This is a genomic window from Nonomuraea sp. NPDC050556 (assembly GCF_044457355.1).
GTDB lineage: Bacteria > Actinomycetota > Actinomycetes > Streptosporangiales > Streptosporangiaceae > Nonomuraea.
This window is the reverse complement of record NZ_JBITGU010000004.1, coordinates 589210-605465: the sequence shown is the minus strand read 5'-3', so window position 1 is coordinate 605465 and position 16256 is coordinate 589210. Positions and strand designations below refer to the sequence as shown.

Annotated in this window: 11 protein-coding genes; 5 read left to right on the top strand and 6 right to left on the bottom strand. The window is 71.9% G+C overall.

Annotated features, from left to right (window positions below; translation table 11 throughout):
- Window positions 1–77 precede the first annotated feature (77 nt).
- Complete coding sequence (locus ACIBG8_RS39905; protein ID WP_397348411.1) at window positions 78–1142, bottom strand: hypothetical protein; 1065 nt, start codon at window positions 1140–1142, stop codon at window positions 78–80.
- 42 nt (window positions 1143–1184) lie between these two features.
- Here ACIBG8_RS39905 and ACIBG8_RS39900 point away from each other — a divergent pair, with 42 nt between their 5' ends.
- Window positions 1185–1619, top strand: a complete 435-nt coding sequence (locus ACIBG8_RS39900; RefSeq protein WP_397348410.1) for a GNAT family N-acetyltransferase — start codon at window positions 1185–1187, stop codon at window positions 1617–1619.
- Here ACIBG8_RS39900 and ACIBG8_RS39895 read toward each other — a convergent pair.
- Window positions 1609–2445 carry a DUF4344 domain-containing metallopeptidase gene (locus ACIBG8_RS39895; protein WP_397348409.1) on the bottom strand — a complete coding sequence of 279 codons (837 nt, stop codon included), beginning with the start codon at window positions 2443–2445 and terminating at the stop codon, window positions 1609–1611. The two genes, ACIBG8_RS39900 and ACIBG8_RS39895, sit on opposite strands and share 11 nt — an antisense overlap.
- 75 nt (window positions 2446–2520) lie before the next feature.
- Window positions 2521–4305 (bottom strand): BTAD domain-containing putative transcriptional regulator, encoded by a 1785-nt coding sequence (locus ACIBG8_RS39890; RefSeq protein ID WP_397348408.1) that lies wholly within the window; start codon window positions 4303–4305, stop codon window positions 2521–2523.
- A 127-nt stretch (window positions 4306–4432) separates the two neighbouring features.
- Here ACIBG8_RS39890 and ACIBG8_RS39885 point away from each other — a divergent pair, with 127 nt between their 5' ends.
- The 3 genes from ACIBG8_RS39885 to ACIBG8_RS39875 are packed head-to-tail and all read left to right on the top strand — an operon-like array spanning window position 4433 to window position 10026.
- The gene (locus tag ACIBG8_RS39885; protein WP_397348407.1) at window positions 4433–5398 is read left to right on the top strand and encodes a hypothetical protein; all 966 of its coding nucleotides are present in this window, start codon (window positions 4433–4435) and stop codon (window positions 5396–5398) included.
- Window positions 5399–5401: 3 nt separating this feature from the next.
- Window positions 5402–7213 (top strand): potassium transporter TrkA, encoded by a 1812-nt coding sequence (locus tag ACIBG8_RS39880; protein ID WP_397348406.1) that lies wholly within the window; start codon window positions 5402–5404, stop codon window positions 7211–7213.
- A complete protein-coding gene (locus ACIBG8_RS39875) occupies window positions 7213–10026 on the top strand; it encodes a BTAD domain-containing putative transcriptional regulator (protein ID WP_397348405.1) in 2814 nt (937 codons plus the stop codon). The genes ACIBG8_RS39880 and ACIBG8_RS39875 overlap by 1 nt, the downstream gene beginning before the upstream one ends.
- On the opposite strand, the gene ACIBG8_RS39870 is transcribed toward ACIBG8_RS39875, so the two are convergent.
- Together ACIBG8_RS39870 and ACIBG8_RS39865 are read right to left on the bottom strand one after the other, a co-directional pair.
- A complete protein-coding gene (locus tag ACIBG8_RS39870; protein WP_397348404.1) occupies window positions 10018–11460 on the bottom strand; it encodes a BTAD domain-containing putative transcriptional regulator in 1443 nt (480 codons plus the stop codon). The genes ACIBG8_RS39875 and ACIBG8_RS39870 overlap by 9 nt on opposite strands.
- A 46-nt stretch (window positions 11461–11506) precedes the next feature.
- Window positions 11507–14863 (bottom strand): serine/threonine-protein kinase, encoded by a 3357-nt coding sequence (locus tag ACIBG8_RS39865; RefSeq protein WP_397348403.1) that lies wholly within the window; start codon window positions 14861–14863, stop codon window positions 11507–11509.
- A 306-nt stretch (window positions 14864–15169) separates the two neighbouring features.
- Between ACIBG8_RS39865 and ACIBG8_RS39860 the strand changes: the two genes are divergently transcribed.
- Window positions 15170–15643, top strand: coding sequence for a GNAT family N-acetyltransferase (locus tag ACIBG8_RS39860; RefSeq protein ID WP_397348402.1), 474 nt, complete (start codon window positions 15170–15172; stop codon window positions 15641–15643).
- On the opposite strand, the gene ACIBG8_RS39855 is transcribed toward ACIBG8_RS39860, so the two are convergent.
- Window positions 15633–16205: a TetR/AcrR family transcriptional regulator gene (locus ACIBG8_RS39855; RefSeq protein WP_397348401.1), complete on the bottom strand. Its 573-nt coding sequence runs from the start codon at window positions 16203–16205 to the stop codon at window positions 15633–15635. The genes ACIBG8_RS39860 and ACIBG8_RS39855 overlap by 11 nt on opposite strands.
- Between the last annotated feature and the right edge of the window lie 51 nt (window positions 16206–16256).

Sequence of the window (16256 nt, the reverse complement as noted above, 5' to 3'; positions counted from 1 at the left end):
GAGGTCCGCCCACGTAGTGCTCGCGTGGGGGGTGTGGCTCGGCGAGCTGAGCGGCGGCCCCTACGAGCTCATGTCTCTCAAGACGGCGTCAGGGTGAAGGGGGCCGTGGCGCGGGGGTGGCCGTTGACGATGATCTCCAGGGTGCGCGGGCCGGGCGGTTCGACGCGGGTGGTGACCGGGCGGAAGCTGTGGCGCTTGGTGATCGTGAACGTGCGCACCTCAGGCGTCGCCGTCCGCTCGGCGAGGTGGAAGACGCGGCGGGACCCGTCCCGCACCACGGCATACCGCAGCACGAGCGGCCCCGCCGTACCCGCCGTGATCGTGACCGTGAACGGGAGGTGGGCGCCGACCGGGACCTCGGTCACAGCCAGCTCCAACGAGTCCACGGTCCCCGACCCCGGCGTGGCGCCGACCAGGGACAGCGCGTCCGTGTGGCCCGCGCGGAGCAGGCCGCGGACCGCGTGGCGCAGCACCGCCTCCAGGTGGGAACCGCCCTCGCCCTGCCACCGCGCCAGCAGGGCGAGCGCCTCCGCCGGGTGGTCCTTCGTCAGGTCGTTCACGTGGTTGGCCACCGACCGCCGCACATAGCCGCTCGGGTCGTCGCGCAGCCGCTCGAGGATGGGGTACGTCGGCCCCGGAGCCATCAGCCACCGCACCCGCGACGCCCACGGCAGCCGCGGCCGGGAACCCTCGGAGGCCAGCCGCCGCAGGTGCTCGTCGTCGGACTCGGCCCAGCCGCACATGATCGACAGAGCCTCGTGCTCGTAACGCTCGAGGTAGGGCCGCACGGCGAACTCCGCCGTCGCGTGCGGGGTGAGCGCCGCCAGGGTGGCCATCGACGCGGAGAGGTGGTCGAGGCCGTGGGTGGCGACGTAGTCGGTGGCCGGCCACCCGCTCCACATGTCGAGCCCCGCCGCGCTCTCCCGCAGCGCGGCGGCGGCGTCGGTGAACGGCAGCGCCAGCGCGTCGCCGAGCGCCGTGGACACGTGCCGCACCCGGTCCTTGAGCTCCAGCCCGTCCAGACCCGACAGCGCGGCGGCGGTGAAGCGGTCGCGGGGGAACGGCGCCCAGGCCGACGCCAGCCCGTCGGCGAGGGCGCCGACGGAGGTCGCGTTGATCATCTCTTTGAGCGGTTGGGCCATGTCTGGCATCGTGTCAGGCCGCACCGACATTAAGGGGTTCCCGTGATCACCATCGGCAAGCTCACCCCGGCGGACAGGCCCGCCTGGGAGGAGCTGTTCACCGGCTACAACACCTTCTACGGGCGGACGTTGCCGCAGGAGGCGTTCGACCGGGCGTGGACGGCCTTCCAGGACGACACCGTCATGCACGCCCTGGGCGCGAAGCTCGACGGGCGGCTGGTCGGGATCACCCATTTCCTCGTGCACGCCAGCACCACCGCGGCGGACGTCTGCTATTTGCAGGACCTGTTCACCGCCGAGGAGGCCAGGGGCAAGGGGGCGGCGCGGGCGCTGATCGCGGCCGTCACCGACTGGGCGTGGGAGCGCGGGTGCAGCCGTGTCTACTGGTCGACCCAGGAGACCAACGCCACCGCCCGTCGCCTGTACGACCAGGTGGCGGTCAACAGGGGGTTCATCCTGTACCAGATCACCCCTTGATGTGCGGCTCGAGGAGCTTGTTCCAGGCGTTGGAGAGCTTCTCGTACTCGCCGGGGCAACGCTCGGCGCGGGCCTCGGGCAGCCCCTCCTTGTCGTCCACCCAGGAGGCGTAGGCCTTGGGGTCTGAGCCGTAGATCCAGCACATGTAGTTGAAGGCGCGCTGCTCGTCCATGGAGTGCTCGTCGTAGAAGGGCAGCGACGCCCTGTCCTGGTCCTGCGCCGTGTCGAAGTAGTAGGTGATCGTCTGCACGGCGGTGGAGTCGTCGCCCGTGTTCTCGATCTCCAGCGTCTGCAGGTAGGCGGAGAGCTGGTCGGCGGCGTCGTCCTCCTTGCCGAGGGCGGGCAGGTCGTACCAGTCGATGACCGCGTGCCCGAGCTCGTGGTAGACGGTGTCCAGGAGGTTGGCGTCGCCGTGCTCCTCGTTCTCCTTGTCGGTCTCCGCCTTCTCCGCGTAACGGGTGTAGCCGTCGATCGCCAGCTCGTAGCAGACGGTGATCTTCTTCTCGTCCGGCGTGTAGAAGGCGTTGACCGCGTCACACTGCTCGCCCGCGACGGTGACGTCCTGGGGCAGCTTGAAGGTGTCGTTCAGGAACTTGGTGAACGCCTCCATCACGCCGCTGCTCTTCAGCACGTCCAGCCCCTGGGTCGCGGTGTCCGTGGTCGCGTCGCCGTACACCACCGTGGCCTTGCCGGCGGGCTCGGCCTCCGCGGTGGCGGCGGTCGACTTCTTGGCCGCGACCGGGGCGTCGGCGGAGCCGCCGCATGCGGTCAGCGTGGCGGCGAGAAGCAGCGCGCCCGTCCCGAGGGCCAGCTTGTTCATGTTCATGAGGGGTCTCCTAAGACACTTTCCTTCGACCCCAGGACTGTCCACCAGTGATCTTGACGGACGATGGACAAGCGGTCAGCGAATGAGGCACAGCCGTCCAGCGCCCTGTCCGGGCTCGTCGTCGCGGGTCGCGTAGAGGCGCAGCAGCTCGTGATAGCGGTAGCGTCCGGGCTCAGGCGACTCCAGCAGCCCGGTGTCGACCAGCGCCTCGCACAGCTCCTCGCCCCTGCACTCGGGCAGCCCGAGCGTGGCGGCAGCCGCGGGGGCGGAGAACTCCCGCTGTACGGCCAGCAGCCGGAACGCCCTGGCCAGCTCGGGCTCCAGCCGCTCGTACCCGGAGGCGAAGGCCGCCACGACCGCCCGCAGCTCCTCCAGCCTGCGCGAGGCGTCGGCCAGCCGCCCGGCCAGCCGCGACACCGTCCAGGTGGGCCTGGCGGTGAGCCGTGCGGCCGCGACCCGCACCGCCAGCGGCAGCAGCCCGCAGTGCCGCACGACCTCGCCCGCCGCCTGGAGCTCCACGGTGGTGCGCTCGGCCCCGGCGATCCGCGAGAAGAGCGCCAGAGCGTCCTCGAACGGGAACACCCCGAGGTCGACCCGCGCGTCCGCGACCAGCCCGAGCAGGCGGGTGCGCCCGGTGACCAGCACCGAGCAGCCCGCGCTTCCCGGCAGCAGCCGCTTGACCTGCTCGGCGTCGCTGGCGTCGTCGAGCACCACGAGGACCCGCCGGTCGGCGAGCAGCGAGCGGAACAGCCCGGCCCGCTCGCCCATGCCGGTGGGCACGCTCTCGCCCGGCACGCCGAGCGCGCGCAGGAACGCGCCGAGCACCTGGCAGGGGTCGGCGACGCCGCGCAGGTCCGCGTAGAGCTGACCGTCGGGGAAGTGCTCGCGCACGCTGTGCGCCAGGTGCAGCGCGATCGTGGTCTTGCCCGACCCGGCCATTCCGGACACCACGCACACGGGGAGCGCGGCCGGGTCGGCGGCGGTGAGGATCTCGCGCAGATGCTTGAGCTCGGCCGTCCTGCCGGTGAAGTCCCCGATGTCGGGCGGCAACTGGGCAGGGGTCGGTCGCAGGGGACGCAGCACGGGGACGGGCGCGGACGTCAGCTCTCCCGCCAGGATCTGCCGGTGCCGTTCGCGCAGCTCGGACCCCGGTTCGATGCCCAGCTCAGCGACCAGCACGCGGCGCGCCTCCGCGTAGGCGTCGAGCGCCTCCGCCTGCCGTCCCGACCGGTAGAGCGCGGTCATCAGCAGGATGCGCAGCCGTTCGCGCAAAGGCTCGTCGGCCACCAGGGTGCGCAGCTCGCCGATGATCTCGGTGTGCCTGCCCGCAGCGAGCTCGGCGTCGATCCTCGCCTCCAGCGCCGCCAGCCTGCGCTCGGACAGCCACGACCGCTGCGCGTCCGCGAACGCCGTGTGCACCCCCGCCAGCGGCTCCCCGCGCCACAGGTCGAGCGCGGCGCTGAGCAGCCTGGCCGCCTCCTGCGGATCGTCGTGCGCGCGCGCCTGCTCGGCCGCTGCCGTCTTGGTCTCGAACTCGTGCAGGTCGACGGCCTCCGGCGCGACCCTGGCCAGGTAGCCGCCGTCGGCGGCCAGCACGATCGCGGGCCGCTCGCCCGCGCCGCGCTCAGGTTCGAGCACCCGGCGCAGGCGCGAGGCATAGGTCCGTACGGTGGCCACCGCGCTCGGCGGCGGCGCGTCGCCCCACAGCGCGGTCAGCACGTCGGCGAGCAGCACGATGCGGTTGCTGCGTAAGAGCAGGAGGGCGAGGAACGCCCGCTGCTGCGGGGCGCCGACGTCCAGCTCGAGACCGTTGCGCCAGGCGCGGACAGGGCCCAGTACGGCGAAGCGAAGGCCGCTCACGTGTTGCCTTCCATGGGGGTTCGGGGAGCGGCACGCATGACATTGCATCGGCATAGACGGGAGATGGACGGGGACGTTTATCTCCCGTCAACCAGGTGTCGAGCAGGAGGGCCCATATTCAGGCTTCATGACTTATCAGCCTTTTTCGCCAGAACAGGCTTACGTTCCCGTGCCCGCGCCGCCGCAAACCCCGGCCGAGCCGATGGAGCCCGTCGAGCAGCCGCCGGCCGCGTCCACCAAGGGCAGCGTGCTCGAAGTGGTCGAGAAGATCGGCTCCATCGCCGTCCCCGTCGCCGTCTCCCTCTACGCGATGCTCTACCTCGGCATCCAGGAGGTCTACGGGGTCTTCGGCGTGACCCCCGAGCAGGCGGGCATGGACCAGTCCACGATCTTCGCCCGCCTGATCGGCACCCTGGTCCAGGTCTTCCTCATCCTGATCCCCGTGATCGGCGTGGGCGTCGCCCTCTCCTGGCTGCTCAACCTCGTCACCAAGGGAGCCGTCGGCCGCCTGACCGGCAAGCTCAGGGAGAACCCCTGGATCGCCGCGCTCGTCGGCGCCGCCCTGTCCGGCTTCGGCTACTGGGTCTACCTCTACATCCACGGCGACTTCCTCGGGAACGAACTCTCCCTGAGCGGGGCGGGCATGCAGGCGCTGCTGATCGCGGTCGTCGGCCTGCTGATCCCCTACCGGGTCATGCGCCGCAAGTCGGGCAGCAGGGCCGGGATGAAGGTCATGACGGGCGCCCTGTTCGGCGTCGGCCTCGGCTTCCTCGTGGTGGTCGGCATGGTCGCGGGCGCCCAGGACATCCACACCAACGGCAACGGCAACGGCTTCCTCGACCTGGTCGGCTTCAGGAACCAGTGGGCCACCGTGCACGACGGCGACAACAAGGCCGTCATCAAGGACGACGACCGGGCGCTGGTGCTGGGCGAGAAGGAGGGGGCCTACCTCCTCTACAACTGCGGCACCATGGAGACCGTCAGGCGGCCGATCGAGGCGACCCTGCTGGGTCAGATCGAGCTCGACCCCGACTTCACCAACGGCGGCACCCAGGAAGTCGAGCCCTGCGGCTACGCCAACAAGGGGCAATAACCGATGTCCCGAGAGCGCCTGCGCTACTGGTTCGACAACACGATGTCGAAGGGCACCCCGGCCCTCATCGGCTGGCTGGCGGTGGTCTCCGCGGTCATGATCCTCGTCGCGACCGTGATCGCCTTCCCCTTCTCCGGCGACGGAGACCTGCCCTGGTACAAAGTCGCCTGGATGAGCCTGCTGCGGACGCTCGACCCGGGCACCATGGGCGGCGACGATCAGCGTCCGTTCTTCGTCTTCATGATGCTGGTCGTCACCATCGGCGGCCTGTTCATCGTCAGCGCCCTGGTCGGCGTGCTCAGCGCGGGCCTCGACAACAAGCTCGAATCGCTGCGCAAAGGGCGCTCTCGCGTCGTCGAGAAGGGCCACACGATCGTCCTCGGCTGGTCGGAGGAGATCTTCGCGATCGTCGCCGAGCTGGTCAAGGCCAAGGAGAGCGAGAAGCGCTCGGTCGTGGCCGTCCTGGCCGACAGGGACAAGGTCGAGATGGAGGAGGAGCTGCGCGCCAGGCTGGGCGACACCGGCACGACGCGCATCGTGTGCCGCAGCGGCGACCCGGCCGAGCCGTCCGCGCTCGACCTCGTCAGCCCGGACGCGGCCGGTTCCGTCCTCGTGCTGCCCACCGACGACGCCGAGCTGATCAGGACCCTGCTGGCGCTCGGCAACCGGGCCTGGACCGGCGGTCGCCCGCCGGTCATCGCGGCCGTCTCCGACAGCGACAACCTGGCCGCCGCGCGCCTGGCCGGCGGGCTGCACGCCGAGGTGATCGACTCCCAGGACATCGCGGCCAGGCTGGTCGTGCAGTCGTGCCGCCAGTCCGGGCTGTCGGCCGTCTACACCGACCTGCTCGACTTCGACGGCGACGAGATCTACATCAGGGCCGAGCCCGCCCTCGTCGGCAGGATGTACGGCGAGGCCCTGTTCGCCTACGACAGCGCGACCCCGATCGGGATCCGCGCCGACGACGGCCGGGTGCTGATCAACCCGCCGAGCGCCACGGTGATCGGCAACGGCGACCAGATGATCGTCATCGCCCCCGACGACTCGGCCATCAGGCTCGCCGGCGCGCCGCCCACGGTCGTCACCGGGGCGATCAGGGAGGCGCGCACCACGTCGCGGGAGCCGTCCAGGACCCTCATCCTGGGCAGCAACAGCCGCAGGCGGCGGATCCTGCGCGAGCTCGGCCCGTACCTGATGCCCGGCTCGGAGATCCACCTGGCCGGGCCGCCGCCCGAGGAGATCCCCGGCGTCCTGGTGACCTCCAAGGAGTGCGACACCACCAGCCGCACCGCGCTCGAAGCGCTGAACGTGGCCGCCTACGACCACGCCATCGTGCTGTCCGACGAGGCCTACGACGCGCAGAAGGCCGACGCGCGCACTCTGGTGACGCTCCTGCACCTGCGCGACATGCGCACCGGCTGCGCGATCGTCAGCGAGATGAACGACGAGCGCAACCGCAGGCTCGCCGAGGTGGCGCAGGCGGACGACTTCGTGGTGGGCGGCAAGCTGGTCAGCCTGCTGCTCACCCAGCTCGCCGAGAACAGGCACCTGGCGCAGGTCTTCGACCACCTGTTCTCGCACGAGGGCTCGGAGATCTACCTCAAGCCCGCTGACGACTACGTCGTGCCTGGCACGCCCGCCACGTTCGCGACGCTGATCGAGTCGGCCAGGCGGCGCGGCGAGACCGCGATCGGCTACCGGCTGGCCGCGGACTTCGGCAGGGCGCCCGCGTACGGGGTCGTGCTCAACCCGCCCAAATCGCAGTCCCTGGTCTTCAGCCAGGACGATCGGGTGATCGTACTTTCGGAGGGGTGATGGGTGATCTGACGTTCTCGCTGCTGGGGCCGGTCCGTGCCTGGCGGGGCGAGGCCGAGGTGGAGCTGGGCTCGCCGCAGCAACGCCTGGTGCTGGCCGCGCTGGTCCTGGCCGAGGGCAGGACGATCGGTCACGACCAGCTGATCGACATGGTGTGGGGCGAGGCGCAGCCGCGCTCGGCGCTGAGCACGCTGCGCACCTACGTGTCGCGGCTGCGCGCGGTGCTCGGCGGCGAGGTGATCGCGTCCGTGGGCGACGGGTACGCGATCCGCGTGGGCGAGTGCGACCTGGCCGTCATGGAGCGGCTCTACGCGGAGGAGCGGTACGCCGAGGCGGCAGCGCTGTGGCAGGGCGAGCCGCTGGGCGGGCTCGACGGCCTCTACGTGGAGGCGCAGCGGGCCAGGCTGGCCGAGCGCCGGCTGGCCGTACTCGAACGCAGGCTCGCCCTCGACGTCGAGCAGGGCAGGCACGCCGAGGTCGTCTCCGAGCTGAACGCCCTGAGCGCGGAACACCCCACCAGGGAACGGCTGCGCGGCCTGCTGATGCTGGCCCTCTACCGGTCGGGCAGGCAGGCGGAGGCGATCGGCGTCTTCACCGACACCAGGGAGCTGCTGGCCGAGGAGCTCGGCATCGACCCCTCTGCCGAGCTGGCGCAGCTCTACCAGCAGATCATCAGCGCCGACCCGTCGCTGACGTCCAAGCAGCAGCACACCCTGGTGAACCGGGTGCCGAGGCAGCTTCCCGCCGACGCGGCCGACTTCACCGGGCGGGAGTCCGAGCTCGCCGACATGGTGGGCGCGCTGCGGTCCGGCGACGCCTCGGCGCTGGTCATCTCGGCGGTGGCCGGGGCGGGCGGGGTCGGCAAGACGACGCTCGCCGTACACGTCGCCCATCAGCTGGTGGACGACTACCCGGACGGCCAGCTCTTCGTCGACCTGCGCGGGTCGAGCCCGCACCCCGCGGAGCCCGGCGCGGTGCTCGCCTCGTTCCTGCGCGCCTTCGGGGTGGAGGACCCGCCGGAGGAGCTGGCCGAGCGGGCGGCGCTCTACCGGTCGATGCTGGCGGACCTGCGGGTGCTGGTGCTGCTCGACAACGCCGAGGGCATCGGGCAGGTCAGGCCGCTGCTGCCCGGCGCGGCGGGCTGCGCGGTGCTGGCGACCAGCAGGGCGCGGCTGATCGGCCTGACCGGTGCGCGCCAGGTCGATCTGGAGGTGCTTGGCCCGGTGGACGCGCTGGAGCTGTTCACGAGGATCGTGGGTGACGCGCGTGCGCGCGCCGAGCGCGGCGCGGCGATGGACCTGGTAGCGGCGTGCGGCTTCCTGCCGCTGGCGATCAGGATCGCGGCCGCGCGGCTGGCCGCCAGGCCCAACTGGAGCGTGGCCAGGATGCGCGACCGGCTGGCCGACGAGCGGCGCAGGCTCGCCGAGCTGCGCACGGGAGACCTGGCCGTCGAGGCCACCTTCTCGCTCGGCTACGACCAGCTCGACGCGGCCCACCAGCGCGCCTTCCGCCTGCTGTCGGTGCCCGACGCGCCCGTCGTGTCGCTCAGCGCCGCTGCGGCGCTGCTCGACCTGGACGTCGACGAGGCGGAGGACGTGTGCGAGGCGCTGGTCGACGTGAGCATGCTGGAGTCGCCGTCGCCCGCCCACTACCGCTTCCACGACCTGCTGCGCATCTACGCCAGGTCCAAGGTCGAGGAGGAGGTGCGTGAGGCGGCGCTGTCCAGGCTGCTGGAGTTCCTGCTGGCCACGATGAGCGCTGCCTTCCGCTTCGCCTATCCCGGCGACCGCCGCCCGGAGGAGGTCAGCACGTCGCGTCCCGGTCTCGCGTTCGCCGACGAGGAGGCGGCGGTCGACTGGGCCGACGAGGAGGAGGCCACCATCATGAGCTGCGTCGAGCAGGCGGCCCACGCGCACGGGACGAGCCTGACGCAGGTCATCCAGCTGCTCGACATGGCCTCGGACGCGCTCGGCTTCGAGTCCGACCCGGCCGGGTACGAGCGGCTCACCGACCTGCTCGTGGCCGCGGCCGTCGAGCGCGGCGACCTCGTCGCCCAGTCCAGGGCGCTGTGCCTGCGCGGCACGACCAGGATGAACCGGCGGCTGATCGACGGCGCGGAGGACGACGGCAGGACGGCGCGCGAGCTGAGCCTCCGCGCCGGCGACGACGACACCTACGCGGACTCGCTCAACCTGCTCGCGCTCGCCGCGATGGCCAGGCGCGACAACGAGGACGCGCTGGACCTGTACGGCCAGGCCGTCGAGGTGTGGCGGGAGCGGGGCGACCTGGCCGACCTGTCGCTCGGGCTCAGCAACCTGGCCCGCGCGCTGGCCGAGGCGGGCCGGTTCGCCGAGGCCGTCGAGGCGGCGGAGGAGGCCAACCGCATCGTCGTCGCCCTGGGGGAGGGGCGGCCGGATCCGAACGCCGACTACCAGCTGGCGATCGTGCTGCGTTCCGCCGGCCGTCCAGAGCAGGCGCTGGACCGGCTCGACCAGGCGCTGACCGAGTTCAGGCGGTTCAAGCAGCGCACGTGGGAGGGGGCCGTGCTGTTCAGGATGGCGGAAACCTACCTGGCCATCGGCCTGCCGAGCCGCGCCGTCGACTGCGCGGAGGACGCGCTCGCCGTCGTCACGGAGGCGGGCGACGACTGGGGCCAGGGGATGACGCTCACCGTGCTGGGCCGGGCGCTGGGCGAGCTCGGGCAGCCCGCCAGGTCGCGCGCCTGCCTGGCGGAGGCGCTGGAGATCTTCGAACGGCTGTCGCTGCCCGAGGCGTCCGACGTGCGCGACCTGCTCGCCGCCGCGTCAGTGTAGGACCAGCGGCTCGCGCCGCCTGCGCTCGTCGGCCAGGCGGTCGCGCAGGTGGGCCACCGTCCACGCCGGTCTGGCCGCCAGCCGCGACGCCGCCACCCGGACGGCGAGCGGCAGGTGGTCGCAGGCGGCGACGGTGTCCGCCGCCGCCGACCGCTCGGCCGCGGTCCTCGACTCGCCGACGATCCTGGAGAACAGCGCGAACGCCTCGCCGGGGCTGAGCCCGTCCAGCTCGACGTGGACGTCCGCCCGGAGACCGGTGAGCCGTTCCCTGGCCGTCACCAGGACGGCACACCCTACGGAACCGGGCAGCAACGCCCGCACCTGGTCCGCGTCCGTGGCGTTGTCGAGCAGCACCAGCAGCCGCCGCTCGGCGACCGTGGCACGGAAGAGCGCCGCGCGCTCGCCCGGTTCGCCGGGATCGACCCCCAGGGCGCGGAGGAATCCGGCGAGCACGTCGGTGGCGCCGTGCAGGTCAGCGTAGAGCTGCCCGTCGGGGAACTCCCGCGCGACGGCGTGCGCCACGTGCACGGCCAGCGCCGTCTTGCCCACGCCGCCCACCCCGCCGACTGTGGCCAGCCCGCCGGAACGCAACGCGCGGACGAGCCTTTCCTGCTGTACGGCCCGGCCGGTGAAGTCGGCGATGTCGGCGGGAAGCTGGCGCGGAGCCGTACCCGTGCGTGCGCGCGGCGCGGAAGGCGACGGCCACGCCAGAGACGCGTCGGCGGCCAGCACCTTGGCGTGCGTCGCGGCCAGCTCGGGGCCGGGATCGACGCCGAGCTCCTCGGCCAGCAGCCGCCTGGCGTCGGCGTAGACGTCGAGCGCCTCCACCTGCCTGCCCGCCCGCGCCAGCGCCAGCATGAGCAGCGCGCGCGGCCGCTCGCGCAGCGGGTGCTCGGCGCACATCGTGCTCAGCTCGCCGATCACCTCGCGGTGCCGTCCCGCCGCCAGGTCGATGGACACGCGCCGCTCCTGGATGCTGAACCGCAGCTCGGCCAGGCGCACCCGCTGCGCGTCCACGTACGTGCCCGGCAGGCCGGACAGCGGCTCGCCCTGCCACAGGTCGAGCGCCTCGCGCAGGAGCCGCAGGGCGACGGCGGCGTCGGAGGTGCGTTCCGCCCTGGCCGCCAGGTCGGCGAAGCGGGTCACGTCCAGCTCGCCGTACGCGCTGTAGCCGTTGCCGAGGGAGGTGAGCCGGTCGCCGCCGATGACGGCGCGCAGGCGGGAGACGTAGGTGCGGACGGTGCCGATCGCGCTGGTCGGCGGGTCGTCGCCCCAGAGCGCGTCGACCAGCTGGGCGAGCCCTACCGCCCGGCCTTCGGCAAGCAGCAGCACCGCCAGCAGCGAACGCTGCTGCGGGGAGCCCAGGTCGAGTTCCCTGCCGTCACGCCAGCCTCGGACCGGCCCCAGCAAGGAGAATTCCAGCTTTTCCGCCATACGATCTTATTGTCAGCATTTGGGTCGCACCGTAATTGGAAACGAATCAACCGCAGGTGTCCGCGCGGTAATCCGCCTCCGGCACCAGGCGCTTCCACTCCTGCTCGGTGAGCGCGCCACCGGCCCGCGCGCACACCGCGGTCACCGTCAGCGCCGGGTCGACCGGGCTCTCCTGCACCCACCCGTCGCCGCGCACGCCGCGCAGGCTCTTGCCGTCCGCGCTGAAGGCCAGCCCGGAGGCGAACCTGCCGACGGGCAGCTCGCCCAGCTCGCGCAGCGGCGACGACTCCCAGACCCTGATCTGCTCGCCGTCCACGGCCAGCATCCTGCCGTCGGGGGAGAAGCGCAGCACGGACACGTCGCCCGAGCTCAGCTCGAACGTGCCGGCCTCGCGGCCGCCCGCCAGGTCCCACAACACGACCTGGCCCCTGCTCAGCGCGTACGCCACCGTACGGCCGTCGGGGGAGAAGGTGATCGCGGTGGGCGTCCTGCCGGAGAGCCTGGCGACGTCGCGGTCGACCTTGCCCGAGGCCACGTCGACCAGGTCGGCGCCGGTGGCGAGGAGCTTGCCGTCCGGCGAGAAGGCCAGCGCCCAGTCGCCCGCCCTGTCCACGGACCGCACCTTGGTACGGCCGGCCAGGTCCCAGAGCTGCACCGTCGTGCCCCTGGTGACCGCCATCAGCGTGCCGTCCTGGGACAGGGCGATCGCCTTGGGGTCGGGGCCGACGTCGAGCGAGGCCAGGCGCTTGCGGGTGGCCACGTCCCACACCGTGACCGGGTTGGCCTTGACCGCGAGGATCGTGCCCTTGCCGTCCAGGGCCAGGTCGCCGGAGGCCTTGACGGTGCCGATCGGCTTGCGCCGTACGGCGTCGTACAGCTGGACCTCGTGGCCCGCCTCGGAGGCGGCGATGCGCCCGTCAGCCGACAGGACGGACGGGGTGGTGTCGTAGACCGGCCAGGTCGGCGAGGGGGCCGCGACCGGGGCGGAGACGTCGAGCGAGACCACGGAGCCCTGGTCGGTCAGGTAGCGGATGGTCCTGCCGTCGGGGGTGAAGGCGAACTGGTTGCCCGCCCGCCTGGTGGGATAGGTGGCCAGCACGTGGCGGTCGGCGACGCGGTAGAGGTTCACCGCCGTCTCGGTCAGCTCGGCGACGAACCGCCCGTCGGGGGAGAAGAGCGGCTGGCCGCCCGCGGTGTCCTGGAGGTAGCGCTCGGCGGCCGTCGCCGTGTTGACCAGCGTCATCCCGGTGTCGCCCGAGACCGCCAGCAGCGCGCCGTCGTCGGAGAACGCCATTAACGGGGTGCCCGTCTCCCCCTTCGCGCTGATCGGCGCAGCCACCTCGCCCGAGTAGATCTTCGCGTTCCTGACCAGGTCCCAGAGCTCGACGGCGCCGCTGCTGAACGACTTGCCGACCCACCTCTTGTCCGGGGAGACGGCGAACCCCTCGTCGGTCTTCGTGGTGAACACCGGCGCGTTCTGTCCCGCGGCGAACAGCCGGCCGGTCGCCGTCGACAGCAGCCCGCCGTAGAAGGTCGGGAACGAGCCTGCCCACGGGCCGCCGACCTGCTTGCCCGAGGCGACGTCCCAGAGCCTGACCTTGCCCTTCGCGGCCACGGCGACGAACCTGCCGTCGCCGCTCAGGTCGGACTGCTCGCCCTCGGGCAGGGTGAACTCGCCCGTCTTCTTGCCGGAACCGACGTCCCAGGCGGTGAGCTTGTCGCCCTTCCACTTCAGCAGGCGCTGGCCGTCCGAGGTCAGCCGGTAGACGGCCTCGCTGTCGCCGCTCGGCGCGGCGAACGCCGCCACCTCGGGCTGGGCCAGCGAGCGCTGCAACGCGGTCCTGGCCTCGAAGACCGGCGACATCTTGAACGCGGCCACGCTCAGCCGCATCGCCGCGCGCGGGTCGGCGGCGCGCAGGCTGTCGGCGCGGGCGGCGACGGCCCTGGCGTTCGCCTCGTCGAGCTTGACGCTCAGGTCCTTGCTCTGCCGTACGGCTATCACCGAGGCGGACACCGCCACGGCCAGCAGGGCAGCCAGGCCGAACGTGACGACCCTGCGCCTGCGGGTGCGTCCCCGGTCCAGGCGGGCGCTGGCGTCGAGGAAGGCGCGCTCGCGGCCGTTCAGCTCCAGGTGGCGGCGGCCGGTCGCGGCCCAGGTGAGCGCGCTGTCCAGGGCGGTGCCCTGGTAGAGGTCGCCGGACTTGCGCCGGTGGCCGTCCCAGTAGATGGCCTGCTCGCGCAGCCTCCTGTGTACGGCGAGGCCGGTTCTTTCGTCGGCGAGCCATGCGCGCATCCTGGGCCAGGCGTGGAAGAGCGCGCCGCTCGCCGGGGCGACGGAGTCGCCCGCGACGGCTACCAGGACGCCGTCGGCGGTGTTGGTGGGGGTGACCTTGATGCTGTGCCGTACCAGCAGGCCCGCTTCCGAGAAGCGGCACAGGACGTCGTCGTCCTCCACCTCGTCGAGGGGGATACGGCGGACCGAATCCTCGCCGACCATGCGGAGCAGCATGCTGGGGACGGACTTCTGCTGCTGGGGGGTGAGGCTTGCGTAGACCTCCTCGGCGATCACCCCCAGCGGCCTGTCACCGCCGATCCCCTCGGGCGGGGCCAGCCTGGCGTCGGTGCCGGGGCTCTGCAGCAGGCGCATGAGCAGGTCCTTGGCGGCGGGCCGCTGCTCGGGATCCTTGGCCAGCGCGTCCTTGAGCAGGTCCCTGAGGGGGGCGTCGATGGCGCTGAGATCGGGATCGACGGTGAGCACCCGATGCATGACCCCGCCCAGGCTCTCGGCCTGGAACGGGTCGACCCCGGTGGCCGCGTAGAGCACCACGCCACCCCAGGCGAACACGTCCGCCGGAGGCCCGGCGCGCTTGCCCGTGAACACTTCGGGCGCCATGTAGGTGGGTGTCCCGGCGACGAACCCGGTGGTGGTGAGTGACATCTCGGCCGTGCGCGCCACGCCGAAGTCGATCACCCGGGGGCCGTCGGGGGCGAGGAGGACGTTCTCCGGCTTGAGATCCCGATGAACGACCCCGGCCTCGTGGACCGCAGCCAGGGCGGTGGCGAGGGCGGTGGCCAGCCTCCTGAGCGCATCCCCTTGGTACGCCCCGCGCTCCTCGACGGCCTGCCGAAGACTGGGCCCTTCAACGAACTCACTGACGATGTACGGCGGAGCCCCGTCCAGCCGGACATCAACGATCTTCACGGTGCAGAAGGAAGCGACCTGCTGGGCGGCCTGGGCTTCCTTGGCGAGCTGGGCCGAGACGCCGCCGTGAAGCACTTTCACGGCGTAGCGGTCACCGCGCTCGTCGTAGGCGTCGTAGACGATGCCTTGACCGCCAGCGCCTAGACGACCTGCCAGCCAGTAGCTGCCAAGCCGTTCTGGATCACCGGGGACCAAACGCATCGTCACTGCAGCTTAGATGCACGAAAGCCCAAATTGGTTCTGTCCTCATCCCCCACCCGGTTTCCCGCCCAGGGCCCGCCCACCAACCCGCCCTCGGTCCCGCTGTGGCTGACCATCGCAGGCAGTGCCCGTCCGTCGTGGGCGTCCCTGGACGCGGCTTCGCCGCGCAGATCCCGGTCGCCACCGACTGGCGGACATGGCACTGGCAGGACGGCCCCAACTCGCCTCGCTCTTCTTGAGGCCTATCGTGAAGCCGGAGCGATCGCGGCATTGACGACCGGGGGCGTGGGGAAGCAGGCTCGCGGCGTGACTGTGATCAGACGGGCCACCCCCGAGGACGCCGCTCGCCTCCTTGAGCTGCAGTTGGCGCTCGACAAGGAGTCCACCTTCATGTTGCTCGAACCCGGTGAGCGCCAAGGGGCGGTGGAGGTGGTTGAGCCGTCCTTTCTGCTGCTGGCGGTCGACGAGGGCGGACCGGCGGCGGGATACGTGCATGTCGACGTCATGCCCTACGCTCGCGCCCGCCGTACCGGCTACGTCGTGATGGGGGTCCGGGCCGCCTCCGCGGGCAAGGGGCTCGGGAAGGCGCTGCTCGCCAGAGCCGCCGAGGAAGCCCAGACAGCCGGGCTGGTCCGGCTGGAGCTCACCGTCATGTGCCACAACCGCAAGGCGCTCAACCTCTACCTCTCCTCCGGCTACCAGGTCGAGGGCCTCCGCCGGTCGGCGCTCGACGTGGACGGCCGAAGGGTGGACGAGTACTACATGGGGGTCACGTACTGAAAAGGGTCCTGAGCACCGGTCGGGCGGCCTCCTCCGGGCTGGGGGAGAGGTCCGGCGGCAGAGCCCCGCTGAGCCACAGGCTGGCGAACCCGTGCGCGATCGACCACGCCGCCAGCCCCGCCTCCCGCTGCGACCCCCCACGCGGCACCGTACGAGCCCCCCTCGCCAGGATCGCGCCCGCGCGGTCGCGGGCGGCCACCACCTCCGGGTCGGAAGGCTCGTAGAGCGACGGGGTGAACATCACCTCGAAATACGCCCGATGCGACACCGCGAACCCCACGTAGGCGACCCCCACGTCCAGGAAGTCATCCCCGGCCGCAGCCAGCGCGTCGGCGAACAGCGCGTAACCCTCGGCCGCGATCGCGGTCAGCAGCCCCGCCTTGTCGCCGAAGTGGTGGGCGGGCGCGGCGTGCGAGACCCCGGCGCGCCGCGCGAGCTCCCGCAGGCTCCAGGTCGCCGTGCCGGTCTCGGTGATGGCGTCGACGGCCGCGTCCATGATCGTCCTGCGCAGGTTGCCGTGGTGGTAACTGATGGAAGCCTCCCCGAACCGAGCGGAATACATCTTGCCATTGACAAGTTTAGGTGATCGTGCAATCTTGTCAACGACAAGATA

Coding starts and splice junctions, on each gene's coding strand:
- ACIBG8_RS39905 (WP_397348411.1), bottom strand. CDS start 1,142: ATGGCCCAACCGCTCAAAGAGATGATCAACGCGACCTCCGTCGGCGCC.
- ACIBG8_RS39895 (WP_397348409.1), bottom strand. CDS start 2,445: ATGAACATGAACAAGCTGGCCCTCGGGACGGGCGCGCTGCTTCTCGCC.
- ACIBG8_RS39885 (WP_397348407.1), top strand. CDS start 4,433: ATGACTTATCAGCCTTTTTCGCCAGAACAGGCTTACGTTCCCGTGCCC.
- ACIBG8_RS39880 (WP_397348406.1), top strand. CDS start 5,402: ATGTCCCGAGAGCGCCTGCGCTACTGGTTCGACAACACGATGTCGAAG.
- ACIBG8_RS39875 (WP_397348405.1), top strand. CDS start 7,213: ATGGGTGATCTGACGTTCTCGCTGCTGGGGCCGGTCCGTGCCTGGCGG.
- ACIBG8_RS39870 (WP_397348404.1), bottom strand. CDS start 11,460: ATGGCGGAAAAGCTGGAATTCTCCTTGCTGGGGCCGGTCCGAGGCTGG.
- ACIBG8_RS39865 (WP_397348403.1), bottom strand. CDS start 14,863: ATGCGTTTGGTCCCCGGTGATCCAGAACGGCTTGGCAGCTACTGGCTG.
- ACIBG8_RS39855 (WP_397348401.1), bottom strand. CDS start 16,205: ATGTATTCCGCTCGGTTCGGGGAGGCTTCCATCAGTTACCACCACGGC.